Origin of the sequence: Pseudonocardia zijingensis (genome assembly GCF_042657305.1) — a bacterium.
Lineage (GTDB): Bacteria > Actinomycetota > Actinomycetes > Mycobacteriales > Pseudonocardiaceae > Pseudonocardia > Pseudonocardia zijingensis.
This window is the reverse complement of sequence record NZ_JBHSKO010000004.1, coordinates 361,069-378,477: the sequence shown is the minus strand read 5'-3', so window position 1 is coordinate 378,477 and position 17,409 is coordinate 361,069. Positions and strand designations below refer to the sequence as shown.

At 72.2% G+C, this 17,409-nt stretch carries 16 protein-coding genes; 9 read left to right on the top strand and 7 right to left on the bottom strand.

Annotated elements, in window-relative coordinates; genetic code table 11:
- Positions 1-178 precede the first annotated feature (178 nt).
- Together ACFPL3_RS11705 and ACFPL3_RS11700 are read left to right on the top strand one after the other, a co-directional pair.
- On the top strand, positions 179-2,380 hold the full coding sequence (locus ACFPL3_RS11705; protein WP_343939807.1) for a DEAD/DEAH box helicase: 2,202 nt from the start codon (positions 179-181) through the stop codon (positions 2,378-2,380).
- Positions 2,377-3,291, top strand: a complete 915-nt coding sequence (locus ACFPL3_RS11700; protein ID WP_343939805.1) for an HNH endonuclease — start codon at positions 2,377-2,379, stop codon at positions 3,289-3,291. Before ACFPL3_RS11705 ends, ACFPL3_RS11700 begins: the two co-directional genes overlap by 4 nt.
- A 2-nt stretch (positions 3,292-3,293) precedes the next feature.
- Here ACFPL3_RS11700 and ACFPL3_RS11695 read toward each other — a convergent pair whose 3' ends face one another.
- Positions 3,294-4,277 (bottom strand): GlxA family transcriptional regulator, encoded by a 984-nt coding sequence (locus ACFPL3_RS11695; protein ID WP_343939803.1) that lies wholly within the window; start codon positions 4,275-4,277, stop codon positions 3,294-3,296.
- Positions 4,278-4,348: 71 nt separating this feature from the next.
- Between ACFPL3_RS11695 and ACFPL3_RS11690 the strand changes: the two genes are divergently transcribed.
- A complete protein-coding gene (locus tag ACFPL3_RS11690) occupies positions 4,349-5,317 on the top strand; it encodes an LLM class flavin-dependent oxidoreductase (protein ID WP_343939801.1) in 969 nt (322 codons plus the stop codon).
- Between the two features lie 66 nt (positions 5,318-5,383).
- Here ACFPL3_RS11690 and ACFPL3_RS11685 read toward each other — a convergent pair whose 3' ends face one another.
- The 3 genes from ACFPL3_RS11685 to ACFPL3_RS11675 all read right to left on the bottom strand — a co-directional run bounded on the left by ACFPL3_RS11685 (position 5,384) and on the right by ACFPL3_RS11675 (position 8,231).
- Positions 5,384-6,844 carry an IS1096 element passenger TnpR family protein gene (locus ACFPL3_RS11685; RefSeq protein ID WP_343939799.1) on the bottom strand — a complete coding sequence of 487 codons (1,461 nt, stop codon included), beginning with the start codon at positions 6,842-6,844 and terminating at the stop codon, positions 5,384-5,386.
- A 255-nt stretch (positions 6,845-7,099) separates the two neighbouring features.
- On the bottom strand, positions 7,100-7,708 hold the full coding sequence (locus tag ACFPL3_RS11680; protein ID WP_343939797.1) for a hypothetical protein: 609 nt from the start codon (positions 7,706-7,708) through the stop codon (positions 7,100-7,102).
- A gap of 34 nt (positions 7,709-7,742) precedes the next feature.
- Positions 7,743-8,231 carry a hypothetical protein gene (locus ACFPL3_RS11675; protein WP_343939794.1) on the bottom strand — a complete coding sequence of 163 codons (489 nt, stop codon included), beginning with the start codon at positions 8,229-8,231 and terminating at the stop codon, positions 7,743-7,745.
- 188 nt (positions 8,232-8,419) lie between these two features.
- On the opposite strand from ACFPL3_RS11675, the gene ACFPL3_RS11670 reads away from it, so the two are divergent.
- The 5 genes from ACFPL3_RS11670 to ACFPL3_RS11650 all read left to right on the top strand — a co-directional run bounded on the left by ACFPL3_RS11670 (position 8,420) and on the right by ACFPL3_RS11650 (position 11,334).
- Positions 8,420-8,977 carry a DUF3558 domain-containing protein gene (locus tag ACFPL3_RS11670; protein WP_343939792.1) on the top strand — a complete coding sequence of 186 codons (558 nt, stop codon included), beginning with the start codon at positions 8,420-8,422 and terminating at the stop codon, positions 8,975-8,977.
- Between the two features lie 263 nt (positions 8,978-9,240).
- The gene (locus ACFPL3_RS11665) at positions 9,241-9,420 is read left to right on the top strand and encodes a hypothetical protein (RefSeq protein WP_343939790.1); all 180 of its coding nucleotides are present in this window, start codon (positions 9,241-9,243) and stop codon (positions 9,418-9,420) included.
- A gap of 27 nt (positions 9,421-9,447) precedes the next feature.
- Positions 9,448-9,750, top strand: a complete 303-nt coding sequence (locus tag ACFPL3_RS11660; protein ID WP_343939788.1) for a DUF1905 domain-containing protein — start codon at positions 9,448-9,450, stop codon at positions 9,748-9,750.
- Between the two features lie 53 nt (positions 9,751-9,803).
- Positions 9,804-10,844: a hypothetical protein gene (locus ACFPL3_RS11655; RefSeq protein WP_343939786.1), complete on the top strand. Its 1,041-nt coding sequence runs from the start codon at positions 9,804-9,806 to the stop codon at positions 10,842-10,844.
- A gap of 193 nt (positions 10,845-11,037) precedes the next feature.
- Positions 11,038-11,334, top strand: a complete 297-nt coding sequence (locus ACFPL3_RS11650) for a DUF2695 domain-containing protein (RefSeq protein ID WP_343939784.1) — start codon at positions 11,038-11,040, stop codon at positions 11,332-11,334.
- A gap of 51 nt (positions 11,335-11,385) precedes the next feature.
- Here ACFPL3_RS11650 and ACFPL3_RS11645 read toward each other — a convergent pair whose 3' ends face one another.
- The 3 genes from ACFPL3_RS11645 to ACFPL3_RS11635 are packed head-to-tail and all read right to left on the bottom strand — an operon-like array spanning position 11,386 to position 14,336.
- Positions 11,386-12,675, bottom strand: coding sequence for a TRAP transporter large permease (locus tag ACFPL3_RS11645; RefSeq protein ID WP_343939782.1), 1,290 nt, complete (start codon positions 12,673-12,675; stop codon positions 11,386-11,388).
- Positions 12,672-13,271 (bottom strand): TRAP transporter small permease, encoded by a 600-nt coding sequence (locus ACFPL3_RS11640; RefSeq protein ID WP_343939780.1) that lies wholly within the window; start codon positions 13,269-13,271, stop codon positions 12,672-12,674. Before ACFPL3_RS11640 ends, ACFPL3_RS11645 begins: the two co-directional genes overlap by 4 nt.
- Before the next feature lie 6 nt (positions 13,272-13,277).
- Positions 13,278-14,336, bottom strand: a complete 1,059-nt coding sequence (locus ACFPL3_RS11635; RefSeq protein ID WP_379588898.1) for a DctP family TRAP transporter solute-binding subunit — start codon at positions 14,334-14,336, stop codon at positions 13,278-13,280.
- Between the two features lie 197 nt (positions 14,337-14,533).
- Between ACFPL3_RS11635 and ACFPL3_RS11630 the strand changes: the two genes are divergently transcribed.
- Entirely contained in the window at positions 14,534-17,401 is a 2,868-nt protein-coding gene (locus ACFPL3_RS11630; protein ID WP_379588896.1) for an AAA domain-containing protein, read from the top strand.
- The last annotated feature ends 8 nt before the right edge of the window (positions 17,402-17,409 follow it).

Sequence of the window (17,409 nt, the reverse complement as noted above, 5' to 3'; positions counted from 1 at the left end):
GCGCTTGCTGCCTTCGTCAAGATGCTGCGCTCGGCAAGATCACAGGTAGTACCCGGGGCCGGGCGGCGGGTACTGCGGCGTGTACTGGGTCACGAGCAGCCACGTCGCTTGCACCCGATCATTCGTTAACGATCTCCTGGTGATCCCCGACCTTCTTGCGGATCAACGGGACGGAGCGATGGAGCAACGGGACGCCGTGCGCGGCAAGGTCGGTTCGGCGGCCAGGGCGACGATCGCTGCCGCCCGTGACTTCGGAGAGCGGGCCGCGGCCTTGCTGGCGGCGCCGCAGGTGCTCCGCGACAGCGCTCGGCACCAGGTCGAGATCCTCAACGGTGACCGGGTCGCGGGCCGGTTGCGGGAGCTGCCGCTCGACGCGCTCAAGCAGGTGGCCGGGCGCGGCGTCCGGTACGGAGCGCTCGAGCAGGCCGGCTACCGGACCGTCGCCGACATCCTGAACGCCCCCGACCACCGGCTCCAGCAGGTGCCCGGGGTCGGGCAGGCCACGGTGCAGGAGGTGCGGCGGGCCGCGCGCACGGTGGCGGCGAGCGTCCACCAGGACATCCGGTTCCGCTTCGACCCGGATCGTCGCGACCCCACCGAGACCCAGCTGCTCGCCACCCTCGCCGCGGTTCGCGCGGCCGACGCCGCCGCGAACGCGTTGCACGTTCCGCTGCAGGCGTTCCGGACGCAGGTCGCGCCGCTGCTCGCCGACGCGGAGCGCGCCGGGAGCCGGTGGCGGATGGCCGTCACCTGGGGCGCGAAGAAGAACGCGGCGCTCGACGCGCTCGCCCAGCTCGACGCGATCCTCGCCGACCCGCGCGTCCGCGCGCTGCAGGAGACGGTGCGGACGCGCGAGCAGGCCGTCGACCCGCGCAACTACGCACCGGACCAGCTGTGGCGCGACTACCTGTCCGACGCCGCGTCCGCGAACGCGGTGCTCTCGACCGTCGGGGGAGGCGTCGAGGACGAGGAGGCAGCCCGCGGCTTCGTTCCGGAGGAGCTGCGGCAGAAGATCAGCGCGGTGCCGCTGGACACGTCGCGGCTGACCTCGACGCTGCGCGGCTACCAGGTCTTCGGTGCGCAGTACGCGATCCACCAGGAGCGGTCGATCCTCGGCGACGAGATGGGGCTCGGGAAGACGATCCAGGCGCTCGCCGTGTTCGCCCACCTCGCCGCGAAGGGGCAGCGGCGCTTCCTCGTCATCTGCCCGGCGAGCGTGCAGATCAACTGGCTGAACGAGACGGCGAAGCACACCGACCTCGCCGCGCACAGCCTCCACGGCGCCGACCGTGACGCGGCGGGGCGACGCTGGCTGCGGGAGGGTGGGGTGGCCGTCACGACGTTCGGGACGCTCGCGCGGCTGCCCGACGACGTGCGCGAGGCCGACGTGGCGATGCTCGTCGTCGACGAGGCGCACTACGTCAAGAACCCGGACACCGCGCGATCCCGGGCGGTGCAGGCGGCGGTGGGACGGTCGCAGCGGACGTTCTTCCTCACCGGCACCCCGATGGAGAACCGGGTGGAGGAGTTCCGCACGCTCGTCGGGTACCTGCAGCCGAGGGTCGCGCGCAGCGTGAACGCGACGGACGCGGTCGCCGGCGCGAAGGCGTTCCGCCGGGCTGTCGCGCCCGTCTACCTGCGGCGCAACCAGGAGGACGTGCTCACCGAGCTGCCGGACAAGATCGAGGTCGAGTCGTGGGTGCAGCTCAGCGACACCGATCAGGCGCGCTACGAGGCGGCCGTGTCGGAGCGGAACCTGATGGCGATGCGCCGGGCACCGTTCGTCACGCCGAGCTCGGCGAAGCTCGAACGGCTGCGCGACCTCGTGGAGGAAGCCGAGCAGGACGGCATGAAGGTGCTCGTCTTCTCCTACTTCCTCGACACGTTGGGGCTGGTGCACGAGACGCTCGGCGACGCCGTGGTCGGGACGATCACGGGCTCCGTGTCCCCGGCGGCCCGGCAGCAGATCGTCGACGAGTTCACGAGGCGACCCGGGCACGCCGTGCTGCTCAGCCAGATCGAGGCCGGCGGGGTGGGGATCAACATGCAGGCGGCGTCCGTCGTGATCATCACCGAGCCGCAGTGGAAGCCGAGCACCGAGGAGCAGGCCATCGCCCGTGCACACCGGATGGGACAGGTGCGCACGGTGCAGGTGCACCGGCTCCTGGCCAAGGACTGCATCGACGAGCGGATCCGGGAGATCCAGCAGGGGAAGCGGCTGCTGTTCGACGAGTTCGCGCGCAAGAGCGAGGCCAAGGAAGCCGACCGCAGGGCCGTGGACACCGCCGACCACCGGCCCGAGGTGCTCGACGACGAGTCGGTGCCGGTGGCGCAGCGGGTGTTGGCGGCGGAGCGGTACCGGCTGGGGCTTGACGGATGACCGGCGCTGACGACTTCGATGCCGCTCTCCGGCAAGAGGCCCAGCGCTGGCTCACCGTGCGCACGAACGACGGGCAGACACCGATCTCCTCGGACGAGCTGCTCGACTTCTCGATCGACGGCAACCCGTTCCGCCTCATGGACGCCCAACGCGGCATCCGCAAGCCTCGTCAGCTGACCTCGGCGCTGTCCATCCGCACCGTGTATTCGGCGGACGCCGACAGTCGGCCGTACGCCGACGAGGTGGGCAGCGACGGCCTGCTCCGCTACAAGTGGCGCGGCGACGACCCGAACCACGCGGAGAACCGCGCGCTGCGCGAGGCGATGCGCCAGGGCGTCCCGCTGATCTGGTTCTTCGGCATCGCGCAGGGGGTGTACAAGCCGATCTACCCGATCTACCTGCTGTGGGAGGAACCCGAGCACCAGCAGTTCGTCATCGATCCCGACGTCGCACGGGGGATCGTCTCTCCCGGCGACACGGTCGAGGAGCACGTGCGGCGCTACATCCTGCGCGAGACCAGGCACCGGCTGCACCAGCCGGTGTTCCGCGCCACCGTGCTGCGGGCCTACGAGAAGCGCTGCGCGGTGTGCGCGCTGCGTCACGAGCAACTCCTCGACGCCGCGCACATCATCCCGGACCGCGAGGAAGCGGGGATCGCGGCAGTCCGCAACGGGCTCGCCCTGTGCAAGATCCACCACGCCGCGTACGACTGCCTCGTGCTCGGCATCCGCCCGGATCTCGTCGTCGAGATCCGGGCCGACCTGCTGGAGGAGATCGACGGGCCGATGCTCGAGCACGGTCTCAAGGGCAGGCACGGTCAGGCGCTGATGGCGCTCCCTCGGATTCGTGCCGAGCGACCGGACCGCGATCTGCTGGAGGAGCGGTACGCCGCCTTCCGTGCGGCGGGTTGACGTCAGGAGCCGACGCGTTCCTCCCGGGACCGGAAGGTCCGGCGGTAGGTGCTGGGCGCGACGCCGAGCGCGGAGCTCAGGTGGAGCCGGAGCGATGAGGCGCTGCCGATGCCCACCCGGGCCGCCACCTGGTCGATCAGGAGGTCGGTGGTCTCGAGAAGTCGTCGTGCCAGGTCGATGCGCTGCTGGGTGAGCCAGCGGTTGGGGCTCATCCCCACCTCGTCGCGGAAGTGGCGGGTGAACGTACGCCTGCTCATCGAGGCGTGGCGGGCGAGGTCGGCGAGGGTCAGCGGGCGGTCGATGTTTTCCAGCGCCCAGGCCCGGGTGGCGGCGGTCGACGCCGTGGTCTCCACGGGTACCGGGTGCTCGATGAACTGCGCCTGACCGCCGTCGCGGTGGGGCGGGACGACGCACACCCGCGCCGCCCGGTTGGCGACCTCGGCGCCATGGTCGCGGCGGATGATGTGCAGGCAGAGGTCGATGCCCGACGCCGCGCCCGCCGAGGTGAGGATCGTGCCCTCGTCGACGAAGAGGACGTCCGGGTCGAGCTGGACCGACGGGTGGTCGCGGCGGAAGTCGGCGGTGTGCTTCCAGTGCGTCGTGGCGCGGCGGCCGTCGAGCAGGCCGGCCGCGGCGAGGACGTCGGCGCCGGTGCAGATCGACGCGATCCGCGGCCGGCCGCCCGTGTCGCGAAGTGCGGCCGCGGCGACGGTGAGCGCGTGCTCGTCCGCGTCGGCGATCTCGACGGGCGCGACGATCACGGTGTCGGCCTCGCGGAGCGCGTCGAGGCCGTGCCGGACGACCACGGCGAAGTCCTCGGCGCTGGGCACCGGGGCGCCGTCGATCGAGCAGGTGACCACGTCGTAGAGCGGCTCTCCCGAGCGAGTGGTCGCCGCCCCGAACACCCGTCCCGGGATGCTCAGCTCGAACGGGAGCACGGCGGGCAGCGCGAGGACGGCGATGCGGTGCGGTCGCGCGGTCGGCATGGCCCAATCTTCGCGCATTGTGGCACTCGGGCCACTCGAACCCCCGCTCGAGCGGCGCCAAGGTGATCGTCATGACCTCGCAGAACCGCCCCGCCACGATCGGCATCGGCTTCTTCCTGAACGACGCTCCCGCTGCGCTCGACCTCGTCGAGCGGGCCGAACGCGCCGGCGTGGACACGGCGTGGCTCGTGATGCCACCGCTCGGGCAGGACACGACGACGATCGCCGCGGCCGCGCTCGCCCGCACCGCGCGGATCAGGGTCGGGACGTCGATCGTCCCCGCGTTCACCCGCCACCCGCTCAACCTGGCCACCCAGGCGATCGCCCTCGACGAGCTGGCGCCCGGCAGGTTCCGCCTCGGGATCGGCACCGGCAACCTCGGGGTGATGGCGAACGGCTTCGGCACACCCGTCAGCCGCCCCGCCGCACGCGTGCGCGAGTACGTCGACATCGTCCGCACGGCGGTCGCCGACGGTGAGGTCCGGCGGGCGGGGGAGTTCCACACCGTCGACGCGACACTGCCGCACCCGGCGCAGGTCGAGATCTCCCTGGCTGCGCTCGGACCGCGGATGTTCGAGGCCGCGGGTGCGGTGGCCGACGCCGCCATGTCCTGGAACGTGCCGGTCGAACACCTGGACGCGGTCGCTCGGGCTGCCATGGCCCGCGGCGCAGCGACCGTGGACCGTCCGACGCCGAAGGTCATCACCCACCTGAACGCGCTGGTGGCCACCGATCGGATGGAGCACCTCGCTGCGGGCCGCGCCGCCCTGCTGCCGTTCACCGCGAACCCCCAGTACACCGCGATGTTCGCCGCGGCAGGGCTCCCCGTGGGCGGGGACAACGAGCCGACGCCCGCGCTGATCGACGCACTCGTCGTCGCTGGCGACGAGACAGGGCTCACCGACCGGCTCGGCGAGCTCGCCGAGACGCAAGACGAGCTGCTGGTCACGCTCCCGTGGCCGGCCGGGGTGCGGCGGGAGCAGGAGGACGCGGTGCTGCGCGTCCTCGGCACGCTCAGCCGCGCGCTCGTCACGAGCTGAGCCGCCGTCGGCGCGTCAGCCGCCGACCGGCGTCGTGGCCGCGTTCAGCTGAACGCGGCGCTGCGGTCATGCCGTGGTGCGCAGCGCCTCTCGGGCGAACTCGATCCCACCCGGCCACGGCCGGACGTCGCCTCGGTAGAACTCGCCGGTCAGGGCACCCAGCCGCCGGAGCACCGCTTCGGTGGGCTGCGCGATGCGGCCGGCGAGCCCGCTGTCGATCGGTTCGCCGTCGGTGCAGACCCAGCCGATCGCGTGCAAGGTCCACGCGACGATGGCGTCGAGGTCGCCGGTCTTGCCGGCGGCCACCGCGAGCAGCAGGGTCAGACCGGCCTGGATCTCACCGGGGTCGGAGGACTTCGGCGGTACCCGCGCCGCGATGTGCCGCCAGAGCGCGACCGGGTCGGTGCGCAGCTTGTGCCCCGTCGCCGTGACCAGCAGCCTCCCGCGGTTCTTGCGGAGCAGCCCCATCTTCTGCGCGGTCTCGCGCAGCTCCAGCACCGGGATGGTCTGGGCCTCGCGGTTGTGCTTGCCGATCCACTCGTCCGCCATGCCGAGTTCGGTCATCGCGGCCTCCACGTGAACCGGCGGCAGGAAGCCGGCGCCGGTGAGCGTGATGCCGTCCTCGCCGACCCGGTCCAGCAGCCACGTGAACGGGCGGACCATCCACGCCGCGGTCTCCGCGTCGATCGCCGTCGGCTGGTCGATCGAGGCCGCGTCGACGAGCGCACGCACGCGCGCTTGCTCCTCGGGATCGAGCACGGCGCGCACGAGACTCGCGAGCGGCTCGGGCAGGGGCCCCGGGAGTGCTGCCAGGGCCACGTTGATCTCGTCGATGACGAACGGTGTGGGCGCGAGGCCTCCGTCCAGCACGTCGAGGCCGTACACGCGGTCGAACTCGGCACGCGCAGCCGTGTGGTCAGGATGAGCCGGGTCGGTGCCCGCGACGAGCAGCTCGTAGCCACCGACACCGCCGCAGTCCTCCGGCGGACCCGGGCGGCGCCCGGTGGTGCAGACCGCGCGTGGCGCACCCTCGTCGCGGGGCAGCACGGCTTCGAGCCGGACCTCGTGCTGCCAGTCGTCGCCGAAGTCGTAGATGTAGAGGAGGGTGTCGCCGGGCTCGACCAGCACCTCGTCGAGCCGGACCTCGTGCTCAGGCGTCCCCACCTCACGCTCCTCCATCTCGAACGGGCAGAGGAACTGCTCGACGCCATCGGTGAACCGGTGCAGGTGGCTGTCGGTCCACCCGAACGCCGCCTGCAGGACCTCGTGCAGCTCGTCGAGGAACATGTCCGACGTGATTTCGAGGCGACGCCACAGCGGCGGCTGGGTCTCCAGGAGATCGACCCGCACGCGGTAGGTCACCACGTCCGCACGGCGTTCGCGCCGCTGCGACGGCGCAGGGGCGTTCAGCAGCTGCTGCAGGATCTCCTGCTCGTCGCCCGGATCCATGCCGGCGAGCACGGCTTGGAACTGCCTCAGCAGCTCGGCGTCGTCGGGCTGACCGTTCGGGGTACCAGGGCGTTGCACGCGCCCACCGTAGGACCTCTGCCAAAGCGGTGACCGGTGGGTGATCGTGCGGCTACGGTTCTCCTCGTGCGACGGGTGGTGGGGGCGGCGCTGGCGGTGATGCTGGTGTCGGCGTGCACCATCCAGGGCATGGCCGGGCCGGTGGCCACCGGAACCGCTCCCCACACGGCTGCAGTAGGTGCGGCTCGATGGGAGTAGCGGCCGCGGACCACGCTGCTGGGCGCAGTTCGCATTGGTGCGGCCCTACTCGCAGGACTAGCTCGCGGCCAGGGGCCAGGGTGCGCGGTCGACGAAATCGAAGAGCGTCGCCCGTACCTGGTCGGCAGTCTGCTCCCGTAGGTGTGGATGGTCCTCGTAACGCTCGGCGAGTTCCGTCATCGGCGCGATGAGTCCGAACGGGTCGTCGGGTTCGTGGAACGCCTCGTTCGCGATGTGCCGGGCGGCGCGGTACGGCGTCTCGACCCCTTCTGCGAGCGCATTCGCCGTGTTCCAGCACACCAGGTGGAAGGGCCAGCCGGGGCCTGCTTCGCCGAGGATCGTCATCGGCGGGATCCACAGCAGCGGGTCGCGGGCACGCTCCTCTTCCTCGAAGGTGGCATCCCGCTCGGCGAGCTCCCCGATGAGGGGACGGAGCTGCTCGATGCACGTGAGGGAGCGGGTCTCGAAGTCGCTTCCGGTGCGGATCTGCCGGGGGTCGTCGAGGAATGTCACGACCTCGCGGTAGCGGCGCAGCACGGTGGTCATCGGGTGGTCGTGGTGGTACTGGCGGGCGCACAGGTTCACGAAGCTCGTGAGGTGCACCCGCAGAGCGCGGTCCAGCCACGAGTGCACCAGGTCCCACTCCCGGTCCTGGAGTTCCCGCACGCGCTGTCGTATACCCGCCGGTCGCACACCAGAACTATAGGGCGTTCGCACATCCGGTCCAGTCGTTGCTCACGGAGGTGTAGATCGTGACTATGTGCCCAGTCGCGTCGTTGACCACGACTTCAGCTCGGCGACTCGTCCCGTTGTACTGGTAGATGAGACGAGTGTTTCCCGGATCTCCTTTCCGGGGGAACCCGTAGCTCACAACCTTGTCGACGCAGCGCATGAAGTCCGGGATGTTCTCGTACGGATCATGCGCGGGTCGGCCCTCATCATCGAGGAGCATGTGCCGCAGCGAGCTGCACCGCCACTGACGTTGATCACCGGTGCGGATGTTTAGCCATCCCATGAGAACCTCGCTCGGTCCCACTCGGTACTCCATGCATGAACTCATGCGGACCTCGAGCTTCGCGGGATCGAACGAGAATCCAGGGATCGGGTCGGCGGTCGCACGCGGGGCGGCGGCTATCGCGCCAAGAATGACGAAACCGGCGAGCAGGATGAGCGGGCCGGGCAGGCGCATCGTTCAGGGCTCCTTGAGCGAGGGCGCTTCGCGCCGGTTACGCACGCACCGTGGGCATCATGCGGAAGGAGGCCCCGACGGAGGGCCGTTCTGCCTCGAATCGTGTGCACCTGTGAACGCAGGTCGCGGGTGGACGGGCCCAGCGTCAAAGGTGACCGACGAATGAGGGTGCGGCTACGGTGCTCTTCGTGCGACGGGTGGTGGGGGCGGCACTGGCGGTGATGCTGGTGTCGGCGTGCACCGTCCAGGGTGTGGCCGGACCGGCGGCGCCGGAACCGCTGCCGCCGCGGCCGCGGGAGGTGCGGCTCGACGGCGTGGACCCGTGCTCCCTGCTGACCGAGGCCCAGCGGGCGGAGCTGGGGTTGGACGGGCGGCCGGTCTTCTCCCAGGCGGCGGTGGCGCTGTACCCCGGGGCGGACGTGCCGGCGTGTGACATCCGGGGATTCGAGCCTCGGGCGGTGACGACCGGCATCAGCCTCGTGACGACCACCGGAATCGAGCGGTACACGTCAGCCGAGCTAGCGGCAGAGCTGCGTCCGACGAATGTGCAGGGTTTCCCCGCCCTGGTAGCGGTCCCGACACGGTTCACGGATTACTGCACCGTGGTCGTCGACGTCGCACCGGGGCAGCTGTTGGACGTGCAGTTCGCGACCGGCGGGCGGCAGCCCTCCATCCCGCAGCCGCAGCTGTGCCGCGACGCTGAAGCTGTCGCCGACGCGGTGATGACGACCTTGCTCGGGGACTGAGGCGGCCGGGAGCGTTCGCGATCGCACACGATCGCCGCTGACACGCCGCCGATTCCGGGGCGCAGCTCTACCGTTCGATGTCGCGCCATCGAACCGAGGGAGTGCGTATGCCAGGCCAGTTCTCACCCGCCGCGCTGAGAATCGAACCTTCCGCCATCCCCGCGGTCCGCGCCGCTTTCGACGAGGGCCTCCAGGAGCTCACCGCACATCTCCGTCGGCTTCGCCAACGGGCCTACATCCCCGAACCCTGGATGGGCGACCCCGTGAGCGCCGGGACCGCGAGCGCCTACAACCGCCAGGTGATGGACGCCGCCGACGGCTCGTACGCCGCGATGGTGGCGTTCGAGGCCGAGCTGCTCCGGATCCGCGACTCCCTGCAGGCGATGGAGGAGCACTACCGCCAGGTCGAGGGCGCGAACGCGGAGCTGTGGGGCCGGCTCTGACGGAGGGGCGGGCTACTGTCGGCGCTCGTGGAGTGGACCTTCGGTGCGGACGTCTTCGCCTGGGAGAACGACGGGCCGTCATGGCGTTTCCTGCGGCTGCCGGTGGAGGTGGCCGACGAGGTCCGGGAGATCGCTGCCGGCGGCGGCCCGGGGTTCGGGTCGGTGCGGGTGCACGTGCGCATCGGCGACACGGTGTGGGCCACGTCGGTGTTCCCGGAGAAGTCGAGCGGCAGCTACGTCCTGCCCGTCAAGAAGTCGGTGCGGGACGAGGAGCCCATCGACGACGGTGACCGGGTGACGGTCCGGCTCGGCCTGGCGGACGCGCCATAGGCGTCAGCCCGCGTTCACCTCCCCGACCTCCGCGATCTCTACGGTTCCGGGTCGTGGGAGAACGTGGAGATCCGGTGGCCGGGTTGTCGCGGCGACGGTTGCTGGGGGCGGCGCTGCTCGCCGGAGCGGTGAGCGCGTGCGGCGCACCGCCGACGGCGCCGACTGAGCGGGCGCTGCGGGTGCTGATCGCCACCAACGAGCCGTGGGGCACCTACCACGCCGAGCCGTTGCCGGCCGAGGCGCAGCGCCGGGGGTGGACGCTCACCCAGCTCGTGCCCGACCGCACCGAGATCGACGCGGACGAGCCGGTGCCGGTCGCGGTGGCAGGGGAGTTCCCCGAGGCGGACCTGCTCGTCGTGACCGGGGCGGGTGACTGGCCGGCCGACTGCCTCGCGCAGCTGCCCGACCTGCCGGTCGTCGCCTCGTCGCTGGCGTACCTGGCGCCACAGGAGGCGCCGCGGGCCGCGGAGGTGCGTGCGCGGGTGGGGGCGGCCACCGCGTCCTCGCAGGCGGAGGCCACGTCGTTCCGGGCGCACCTCGGGTTGGACGGCGACATCGCCGTGGTCGGTTCGGCCCAGACCGACGACCTGCCGGCCCGCTCGCCCGAGCCCGGCACGGTGCTGGTCCTGACCAGCGTCACGCGTGCCGACGCGACCAGCGCCGCCGCTCCGGGCGCGCAGCTGCTCCTCGACTCCGCGCGCCGGCTGGCCGAGGCGGGCCGACGGGTGGTGGTCGGCCTGCACCCGCGGGAGGACCGGGCGCTGTGGTCCGAGTACGAGATCAGCCCGGTGCCCTCGGTGCGGGCTTCCGCCGCGGCCGAGGTCGCAATCGGGATCCCGGGCACGGTCTTCCCGCTGGTCGCGGCCGTCGGAACGTCGCTGGTCGGGTGCGTCGACCCGGCGTTGGACATCCCCGGCTACCTGCGCGACGTCTGCTCCGCGGTGATCGACGACCCGGCCGCCGCGGTGCCCGCCGTCGACGGCGCCCGCCCGCTCGCGCCGGACGCGCTGACCGCGGCCGTCGGGCCCGTCGGCGGGTCCGCGGCCCGGTTGCTCGACGCGTGGCGCGACGCGGTGGTGGCCGCCCGCAGATGACGTGTGGACAACCGGCGGGCGGGCCGCGACGGCCCTCGCACACCGGTTGTCGCGCCAGCACACCGACTGCAGTCGGTGCGTGAGCGTGCGAAGTGGTGTGTGAGGGGGCGGCGGTCGGCGTGCCGGGTCCACTTGTGGATAACTCCCACCGCGTGACCCGTCGCCGTCGGCGTCCCCGGGCATCGTCGACGCCATGGACAAGCCATTCGACGACCCGTTCGACGACGTCTACGAGGACGACTACGACGACGAGGCGGCCTACCCGAGGCGCGCCCTGCCCCGGCTGAGCCTGACGCCGGAGCAGCAGGTGGAGCTGGCCCGCGTGATCGAGGAACGGAACACCTGCGACGGCACGCTGCGCGGCGTGGAGGAGTGGGCGCGGGCCACCGCGGGCGTCCGCTGGTCGCGGTTACGCCGTGAGCTGCAGGCGCGGGGCGGCTTCTGCGACTGCGAGGTGGTGCTGAACGTCTACGACGCCGAGCCGGGCTGACGCGGCCGTGCGGGTGGCCGGCCCGCGCAGGCCGGCCACCCTCACGCGGCGCTACCCGCCGCCGATCAACGCGAGGGAGATCGCGGGGACGTAGGTCACCAGGAACAGCGCGGCCAGCAGCACCACGGCCGTCGGGATCGCCGCCCGCGCCACCTGCAGCACCGACATCCCCGACATGCCGCTGGCCACGAACAGGTTCAGTCCCAGCGGCGGGGTCACCATGCCGATCTCCAGGTTCATCACCATGATGATCCCGAGGTGGATCGGGTTGACGCCCAGCTCCAGCGCGATCGGCAGCAGGATCGGCGCGATGATCAGGATGGCGCTCGAGGTCTCCATGAAGCAGCCGGCCACGAGCAGGATGATGTTGACGAGCAGGAGGAACGTGAAGGTGTTCAGCTCGTAGCTCAGGAGCAGCTCGGTGATCTCGCCGGGGATCCGCTCCGACGTCAGCACGAACGAGAACAGGATCCCGTTGGCGATGATGAACATGATCATCGCCGAGGTGCGGGCGGAGCTCAGCAGGATGCCGCCCAGGTCCGCGAACGTCAGCTCCTTGTAGACGAACACGGACACGATCACCGCGTAGAACACGGCCATCGCGGCCGCCTCCGTGGGCGTGAACACCCCGCCGTAGATGCCGCCGAGCACGAGGGCGGGCAGGGCGAGGCTCAGCACCGCGTCCCGCATGGCGCGCACCTTCTCGGCCCCCGTCATCGTGATGGCGTCCTCGCCGGTGCCGTAGCCGCGGCGGTAGGAGGTCACGAACACGAGGGCGAGCAGCATGAAGCCGGCGAGGAGGCCCGGGAGGATGCCGGCGAGGAACAGGTCGCCGATCGACTCCTCGGTCGCGATGCCGTAGACGATCAGCGGGATCGACGGGGGGATGAGAATGCCGAGCGAGCCCGACGTCGCGATCAGGCCGGTGGAGAAGCGGCGGGGGTAACCGCTCGCGATCATCGCCGGGATGATCAGCGTGCCGACGGCGACGACGGTGGCCGGGCTGGACCCGGAGATCGCGGCGAAGAACATGCAGGCGAGCACGCCGGTCATCGCCAGCCCGCCCCGGAACTGACCGACCACGGCGTTGCAGGCGGCGATGAGCCGTCTGCTGATCCCGCCGCGGCTCATGATGCTCGCCGCGAGCACGAAGAACGGGATCGCCATCAGCGGGAACGTGTTCAGCGAGTTGAACAGCCGTTCCGGCACCTGGGTGAGGGGGATCGTGGTGAAGTAGAAGAAGTAGAGGAACGACGTCAGGCCCAGCGCCACCGCGATCGGTGCGGAGGAGAACAGCAGCGCGAACAGGGTGACGACGAGAACGATCGAGGCCTCGGTCACCGGTCCTTCTCCTCGTCGTCGTCGGGCCGGCTCGTCTGCTCGACGTCACGCAGGTCGAGGCCCGTCGCCTCCGCCTCGATCTCGAGGATCGAGCGGTCGCCCTCGGCGAAGGCCTCCACGCCCCGCGCGTTGCGCACGAGGATTTCCAGCGCGCGCAGCAGCATGAGGGTCAGGCCGATCGGCACCGCCAGCTCGACGACCCACAGCGGCAGCTTGAGCGCCGGCGTGATCGTCGACGTGGAGAACGGTTCGAACAGCAGCAGCCACGCGAAGAAGCCGATGCACACGAGGTACACCACGGTGACCGCGGCGGCGATGACGGCGAGCACGCGCTTCCCGCGCGGCCTCAGGAAGGGCCCGAAGACGTCGACGTTGACGTGCTCGTTGTGCCGCAGCGTGATGACCGCACCGAGGAAGGTGGAATAGATGATCAAGTAGATGATCGCTTCCTCGGACCAGAACAGGAAGATCCCGAACACGTAGCGCAGCAGCACGGCGCCGATCGCGATGATCGCTGCCAGGCCGAGCGCCGACGCGGCGAGGACGTTCTCGATCCGCGTCAGCACCCGGTCGAAGCGCTGAACGAAGGTGGCCAACGGGTCCTACTGGGAGTTCTGCTGGGCGAGCAGATCGTTGACGAGCTCCGGCCCGATGATGTCGGCGTACTGCTCCCAGACCGAGGGCACCACGCGGTCCTTGAACGCCTGGCGCTCCTCGGGGGTCAGGTCCGTGATCGTCGTGGTGCCCGCCTGCTCGATCGTGGTGCGCGCGTCCGCGTTGAGCTTGGCGGCCACCTCGCGGTTGTAGGCGCTGGCCTCGTCGGCGGACTCCTGCACCACGGTCTGCAGGTCGGGCGGGAGGCTCTGGAAGAACTCGTTGTTGATCACGAGCACGTACCCGACGTAGCCGTGGTTCGACTCGGTGATGTGGCTCTGCACCGTGTGCATGTTCTGCGACTCGATGTTCGAGTACGGGTTCTCCTGGCCGCTGACCACGCCCTGCTGGAGCGCGTTGTAGACCTCGGAGAACGCCATCGGGGTGGCGCTGGCGCCCCACTTCTCGAACTGGGTGCGCAGCACGTCGGACGGCTGGATGCGGAAGCTGAGGCCGGCCAGCGACTCCGGCGTGCGCATCTCGGTGTTCGACGAGAGCTGCTTGAGGCCGTTGTCCCAGAGGCCCATCACCTTGATGTTGTTGGCCGCGAGGGCCTCGTTCTCGTAGATCGCCTTGCCCACCGCGGAGTCGGGGGAGGCGACCTTCGGGATGTCCTCGACGCTGTTGAACAGGAACGGCAGGTCGAGCACCTGCAGCGCCGGCGCGATCGTCGTGAACTTGGCGCTGGCGGGTGCGAGCACCTGCACGCTGTTGGACTGCAGCGCCTGCAGCTCGTCCTTGTCGCCGTAGAGTTCGGAGTTCGGGTAGACCTCCACGGTGATGCGGCCGCCCGAGCGCTGCTCGACGAGCTCCTTGAACTTCTCCGCGGCCTGGCCCTTCGGCGTGGCGGGCGCGACGACGTGCGAGAACTTGATGGTGAAGTTCTCGCCGCCCGCTGCGTCGCCGCCACCGCCTGCGCCCGCTCCGCGCATGCCGCACGCGGCGAGTGCCAACGCTCCGATCACCAGCAGCACTGCGAGCTGAGCACGACGTCCTCGTCGTCCCATGATGTCGTCCTTCCCCACGTCGGGCGGGTCGCACGGGATCATCGTGCAGGAGGCTCGGATTGGGAAGGTCTGCTCGTTAACGGTCTGGTCCCAGCTCGTCCCACGCGTATCCGGCTGCCCGACGCGCCCCTCGATTGCCCCCTGTCACGAGGCATTCGCTGGTTCAATCCTCCGGGTGACCACGAACGGGGGGTCGGATGGCTGCGCGGTGGTCGGCGGGGGCCGTTGCCGGCGTCGAGCGCTGGGCCGCCGCGGAGGACGGCCCCGACGGCGCGTCGACGTGGGTCGACCTGGGCACGGCGGTGCCGCGCGACGACGGCCGGCTCGTGGTGGACGCCCGCGACCGGCGCGTCGCGTTCCTCGACGTCTGCCTCGCGGGTGAGCGGGGGCCCGACCACGAGCCGGGTCACCCGGTCGAGGAGCTGCGCGACGAGGCCGGGGTGCTCGTCGTCCGGCCGCAGGCGGGATGGCCGCCGGAGTGCCGGCACCTGTGGGGGCGCGTCGGGCCCGTGGTCGGGCCGCTCCTGGAGGGCCTGCGCGCCCCGGGCGCGGCGCCGCTGGCGAAGGCGCTCGCCCGGAAGCGGCTCGCCGGGAGCCCGACGGCCGCGACGCAGGCCGACGGCCTCGCCGAGGAGCAGCTCGAGGCGTTCCGGGCTTGCCTGAGCGCCGGGTTGCGGCTGGTCTGGGCACCGCCGGGCACCGGAAAGGTCCAGGTGCTGGCCTGCGCGGTCGAGGCGCTGGTGCGGGCGGGGAGGCGGGTGCTGCTCGTGGCGGCCCGCGACGAGGCGGTCGACGAGGTGCTGGAGGCCGCGGTCGCGCGGATGTCGCCGGAGCCGGGGGTCGTGGTGCGCATCGGCGCGGGGCGCGACCCCGCCGTGGCGGCCGCGTCGGAGGAGGTGGACGGGGAGTGCGCCGCGGTGGCGGCCCGGCTCCGGGAGATCGCGGCGCTCGCGCCCGAGGTGGAGCACCTGCGCGCCGAGCTGGACGGTTTCGACGAGCCGGCGTACCGGATCGCCGCCGCCCGGGTGACGGCCGGGCACACCCTGGACGAGCTGCGCCCGCGGCTGCGGGAGGCCGAGGCGGCTGCCGAGACCGCGCGGCGGGCGTTCGTCGCCGCCGCCACCGAGCTGGGGGAAGCGCTGGAGGCGCAGCGGGTGCTCGGCCTCGTGCGCGACGCGTTCGAGCACCAGCGCCTCGCCGTGGAGGGGCTCGCCGCGCTCGAGGCGCGGCAGCGCGCCCTGCAGGAGGAGCGCGACGCGCTCGCCGGCCAGGAGCCGGAGGGCATGCGTGCGCGGCGGCAGCACCGCCGCCTGCTCGACGAGGCCGGTGCGGAGCTGCGCCGGTTCGCGGCCGCGGCGGCGGCCGGCCGGCGGCGCTGGCTGGACGTGCAGTTGCACGCCCGGGCCGTGATCGGTGAGCACACCCGGTCGGAGATCGCCGACGCCGACCGGCGCGCCGCCGAGGCCGAGGAGGCGGTGGCCGCAGCCGACGAGCGGTACCGCAGCGCGCGCGAGGTGATGATCCGGCTGCGCGGGGAGGTCGACGCGGCCGAGACGCGCGGAGCGGCCACCGACGAGGACCGGCGGCTCGTCACCGACAGCGTGCTGCGCGGGCTCCCCGAGCGCCACGCCCGCCTGTACGGGCTGCTCCACCGCCGCAAGGACGCGGCGGCGCTGGAGGAGCGGCACCGCGAGCTGACCGACCGGGCCCGGACGTTGCGCGCGGAGGCGGAGGAGCGGCTGGTCCGCGACGCCCGCGTGGTGGCCACCACGCTCCTGCGCTCGCGCGTGCACCCCGCGCTCACCGCCGCCACGTTCGACGTCGTGCTCGTCGACGACGCGGGCGCGGTGCCGCTGGCCGAGGTGCTGCTCGCGCTCCGGCGGGCCGGCACCACGGCCGTGGTGTTCGGCGATTTCCGGCAGCTCGGGCCCGCGGTGCCGGACGACCCGGCCCGGGAGGTGCAGCGCTGGGTGCGGGCCACCTGCTTCTCGCACCTGGGGATCGCCGATCCGGCCGACGTCGACGCGCGCGAGGGGTGCCTCGCACTCACCGGCCGCTCCGGGCTCGGCACGGGCTACGAGCAGCTGCGCGAGGCCGCTGAGGCGGGCACCGAGATCGTGCTGGTCGACGTCTCCACGGTGCCCGGCCTCGCCGCGGCCCGTCCGGGGTCCGTCGCAGGCAAATGGTCCGCCGCAGGTGCCGTGCTGGCCTGCGCGCTGGCCGAACGGCACCGGCGCGACGGGACGGTCGGCGTCGTCGCCCCGGACGTCGTGCAGGCCGACGTCACGCTCGCCGCGTTCCGCGACCGCGGCCTCGTCGCCGCCACCGCGGTGGGCCCGGTGCGTGCGCTGCAGGGCCGCGAGTTCGCGACGGTGGTGGCCGATCTCGTCGCGGGCGACGGTGGGCCGCAGGCGCTCGGGGCCGGGATCGCCCCGGCCCGCGATCGGCTCTACCTCATCGCCGACGGCGTGGCGGACGGGCCGCTGCGCGAGGCGGTGGAGCGCGGTGACATCCGGACGTGGAGCGCCGCCGCCCTGCTCGGGGCGGCCGAACCGCCCGCGGACGACGCGACGTTCGGCGAGGTGGCCGAGCTGCTGCGGGCCGGCGTCCACGGAGAAGAGGCGTTCGAGGGGCACGCCGCCGACGCGCGGCGCTCGGTGTGGGTGTGGACGCCCTGGCCCGGCGACGCCGATGCGGCCCTCGAGGCCGCCGCCCGCCGCGGGGTGCGGGTGCGGGTGTTCGCCGCCCCCGGCGAGGAGGTGCGGGCGGGCACGGTCATCAGGTCCGATCACGGCCACGGCGGGCTCGTGGTGGTCGACGAGCAGGTCGCGCTGCTCGGCGCGGGGGAGCGGGTGGTGGCCGTGCCGGGCGCGGCGTTCGCCCACCGGCTGCTCGCGGAGCTGCAGGCCGAGTGGACCGGGGAGCCGCGGCCGTGCGACCGGTGCGGCGAGCCGATGGAGGTCCGGCGCGGGGACGCCGCGGACGCGCGGTGGCACTGCCCGGGCTGCGACCTCGCCATCCCCGAGCAGCGCCACGCGCCCGCCGAGACCCCGGTGGTCGGGTGAGGGCGGCG

Excerpts from the sequence above, each read along its gene's own strand:
- ACFPL3_RS11705 (WP_343939807.1), top strand. The coding sequence starts at position 179 with ATGGAGCAACGGGACGCCGTGCGCGGCAAGGTCGGTTCGGCGGCCAGG.
- ACFPL3_RS11700 (WP_343939805.1), top strand. The coding sequence starts at position 2,377 with ATGACCGGCGCTGACGACTTCGATGCCGCTCTCCGGCAAGAGGCCCAG.
- ACFPL3_RS11695 (WP_343939803.1), bottom strand. The coding sequence starts at position 4,277 with ATGCCGACCGCGCGACCGCACCGCATCGCCGTCCTCGCGCTGCCCGCC.
- ACFPL3_RS11690 (WP_343939801.1), top strand. The coding sequence starts at position 4,349 with ATGACCTCGCAGAACCGCCCCGCCACGATCGGCATCGGCTTCTTCCTG.
- ACFPL3_RS11675 (WP_343939794.1), bottom strand. The coding sequence starts at position 8,231 with ATGCGCCTGCCCGGCCCGCTCATCCTGCTCGCCGGTTTCGTCATTCTT.
- ACFPL3_RS11650 (WP_343939784.1), top strand. The coding sequence starts at position 11,038 with ATGGACAAGCCATTCGACGACCCGTTCGACGACGTCTACGAGGACGAC.
- ACFPL3_RS11635 (WP_379588898.1), bottom strand. The coding sequence starts at position 14,336 with ATGGGACGACGAGGACGTCGTGCTCAGCTCGCAGTGCTGCTGGTGATC.
- ACFPL3_RS11630 (WP_379588896.1), top strand. The coding sequence starts at position 14,534 with ATGGCTGCGCGGTGGTCGGCGGGGGCCGTTGCCGGCGTCGAGCGCTGG.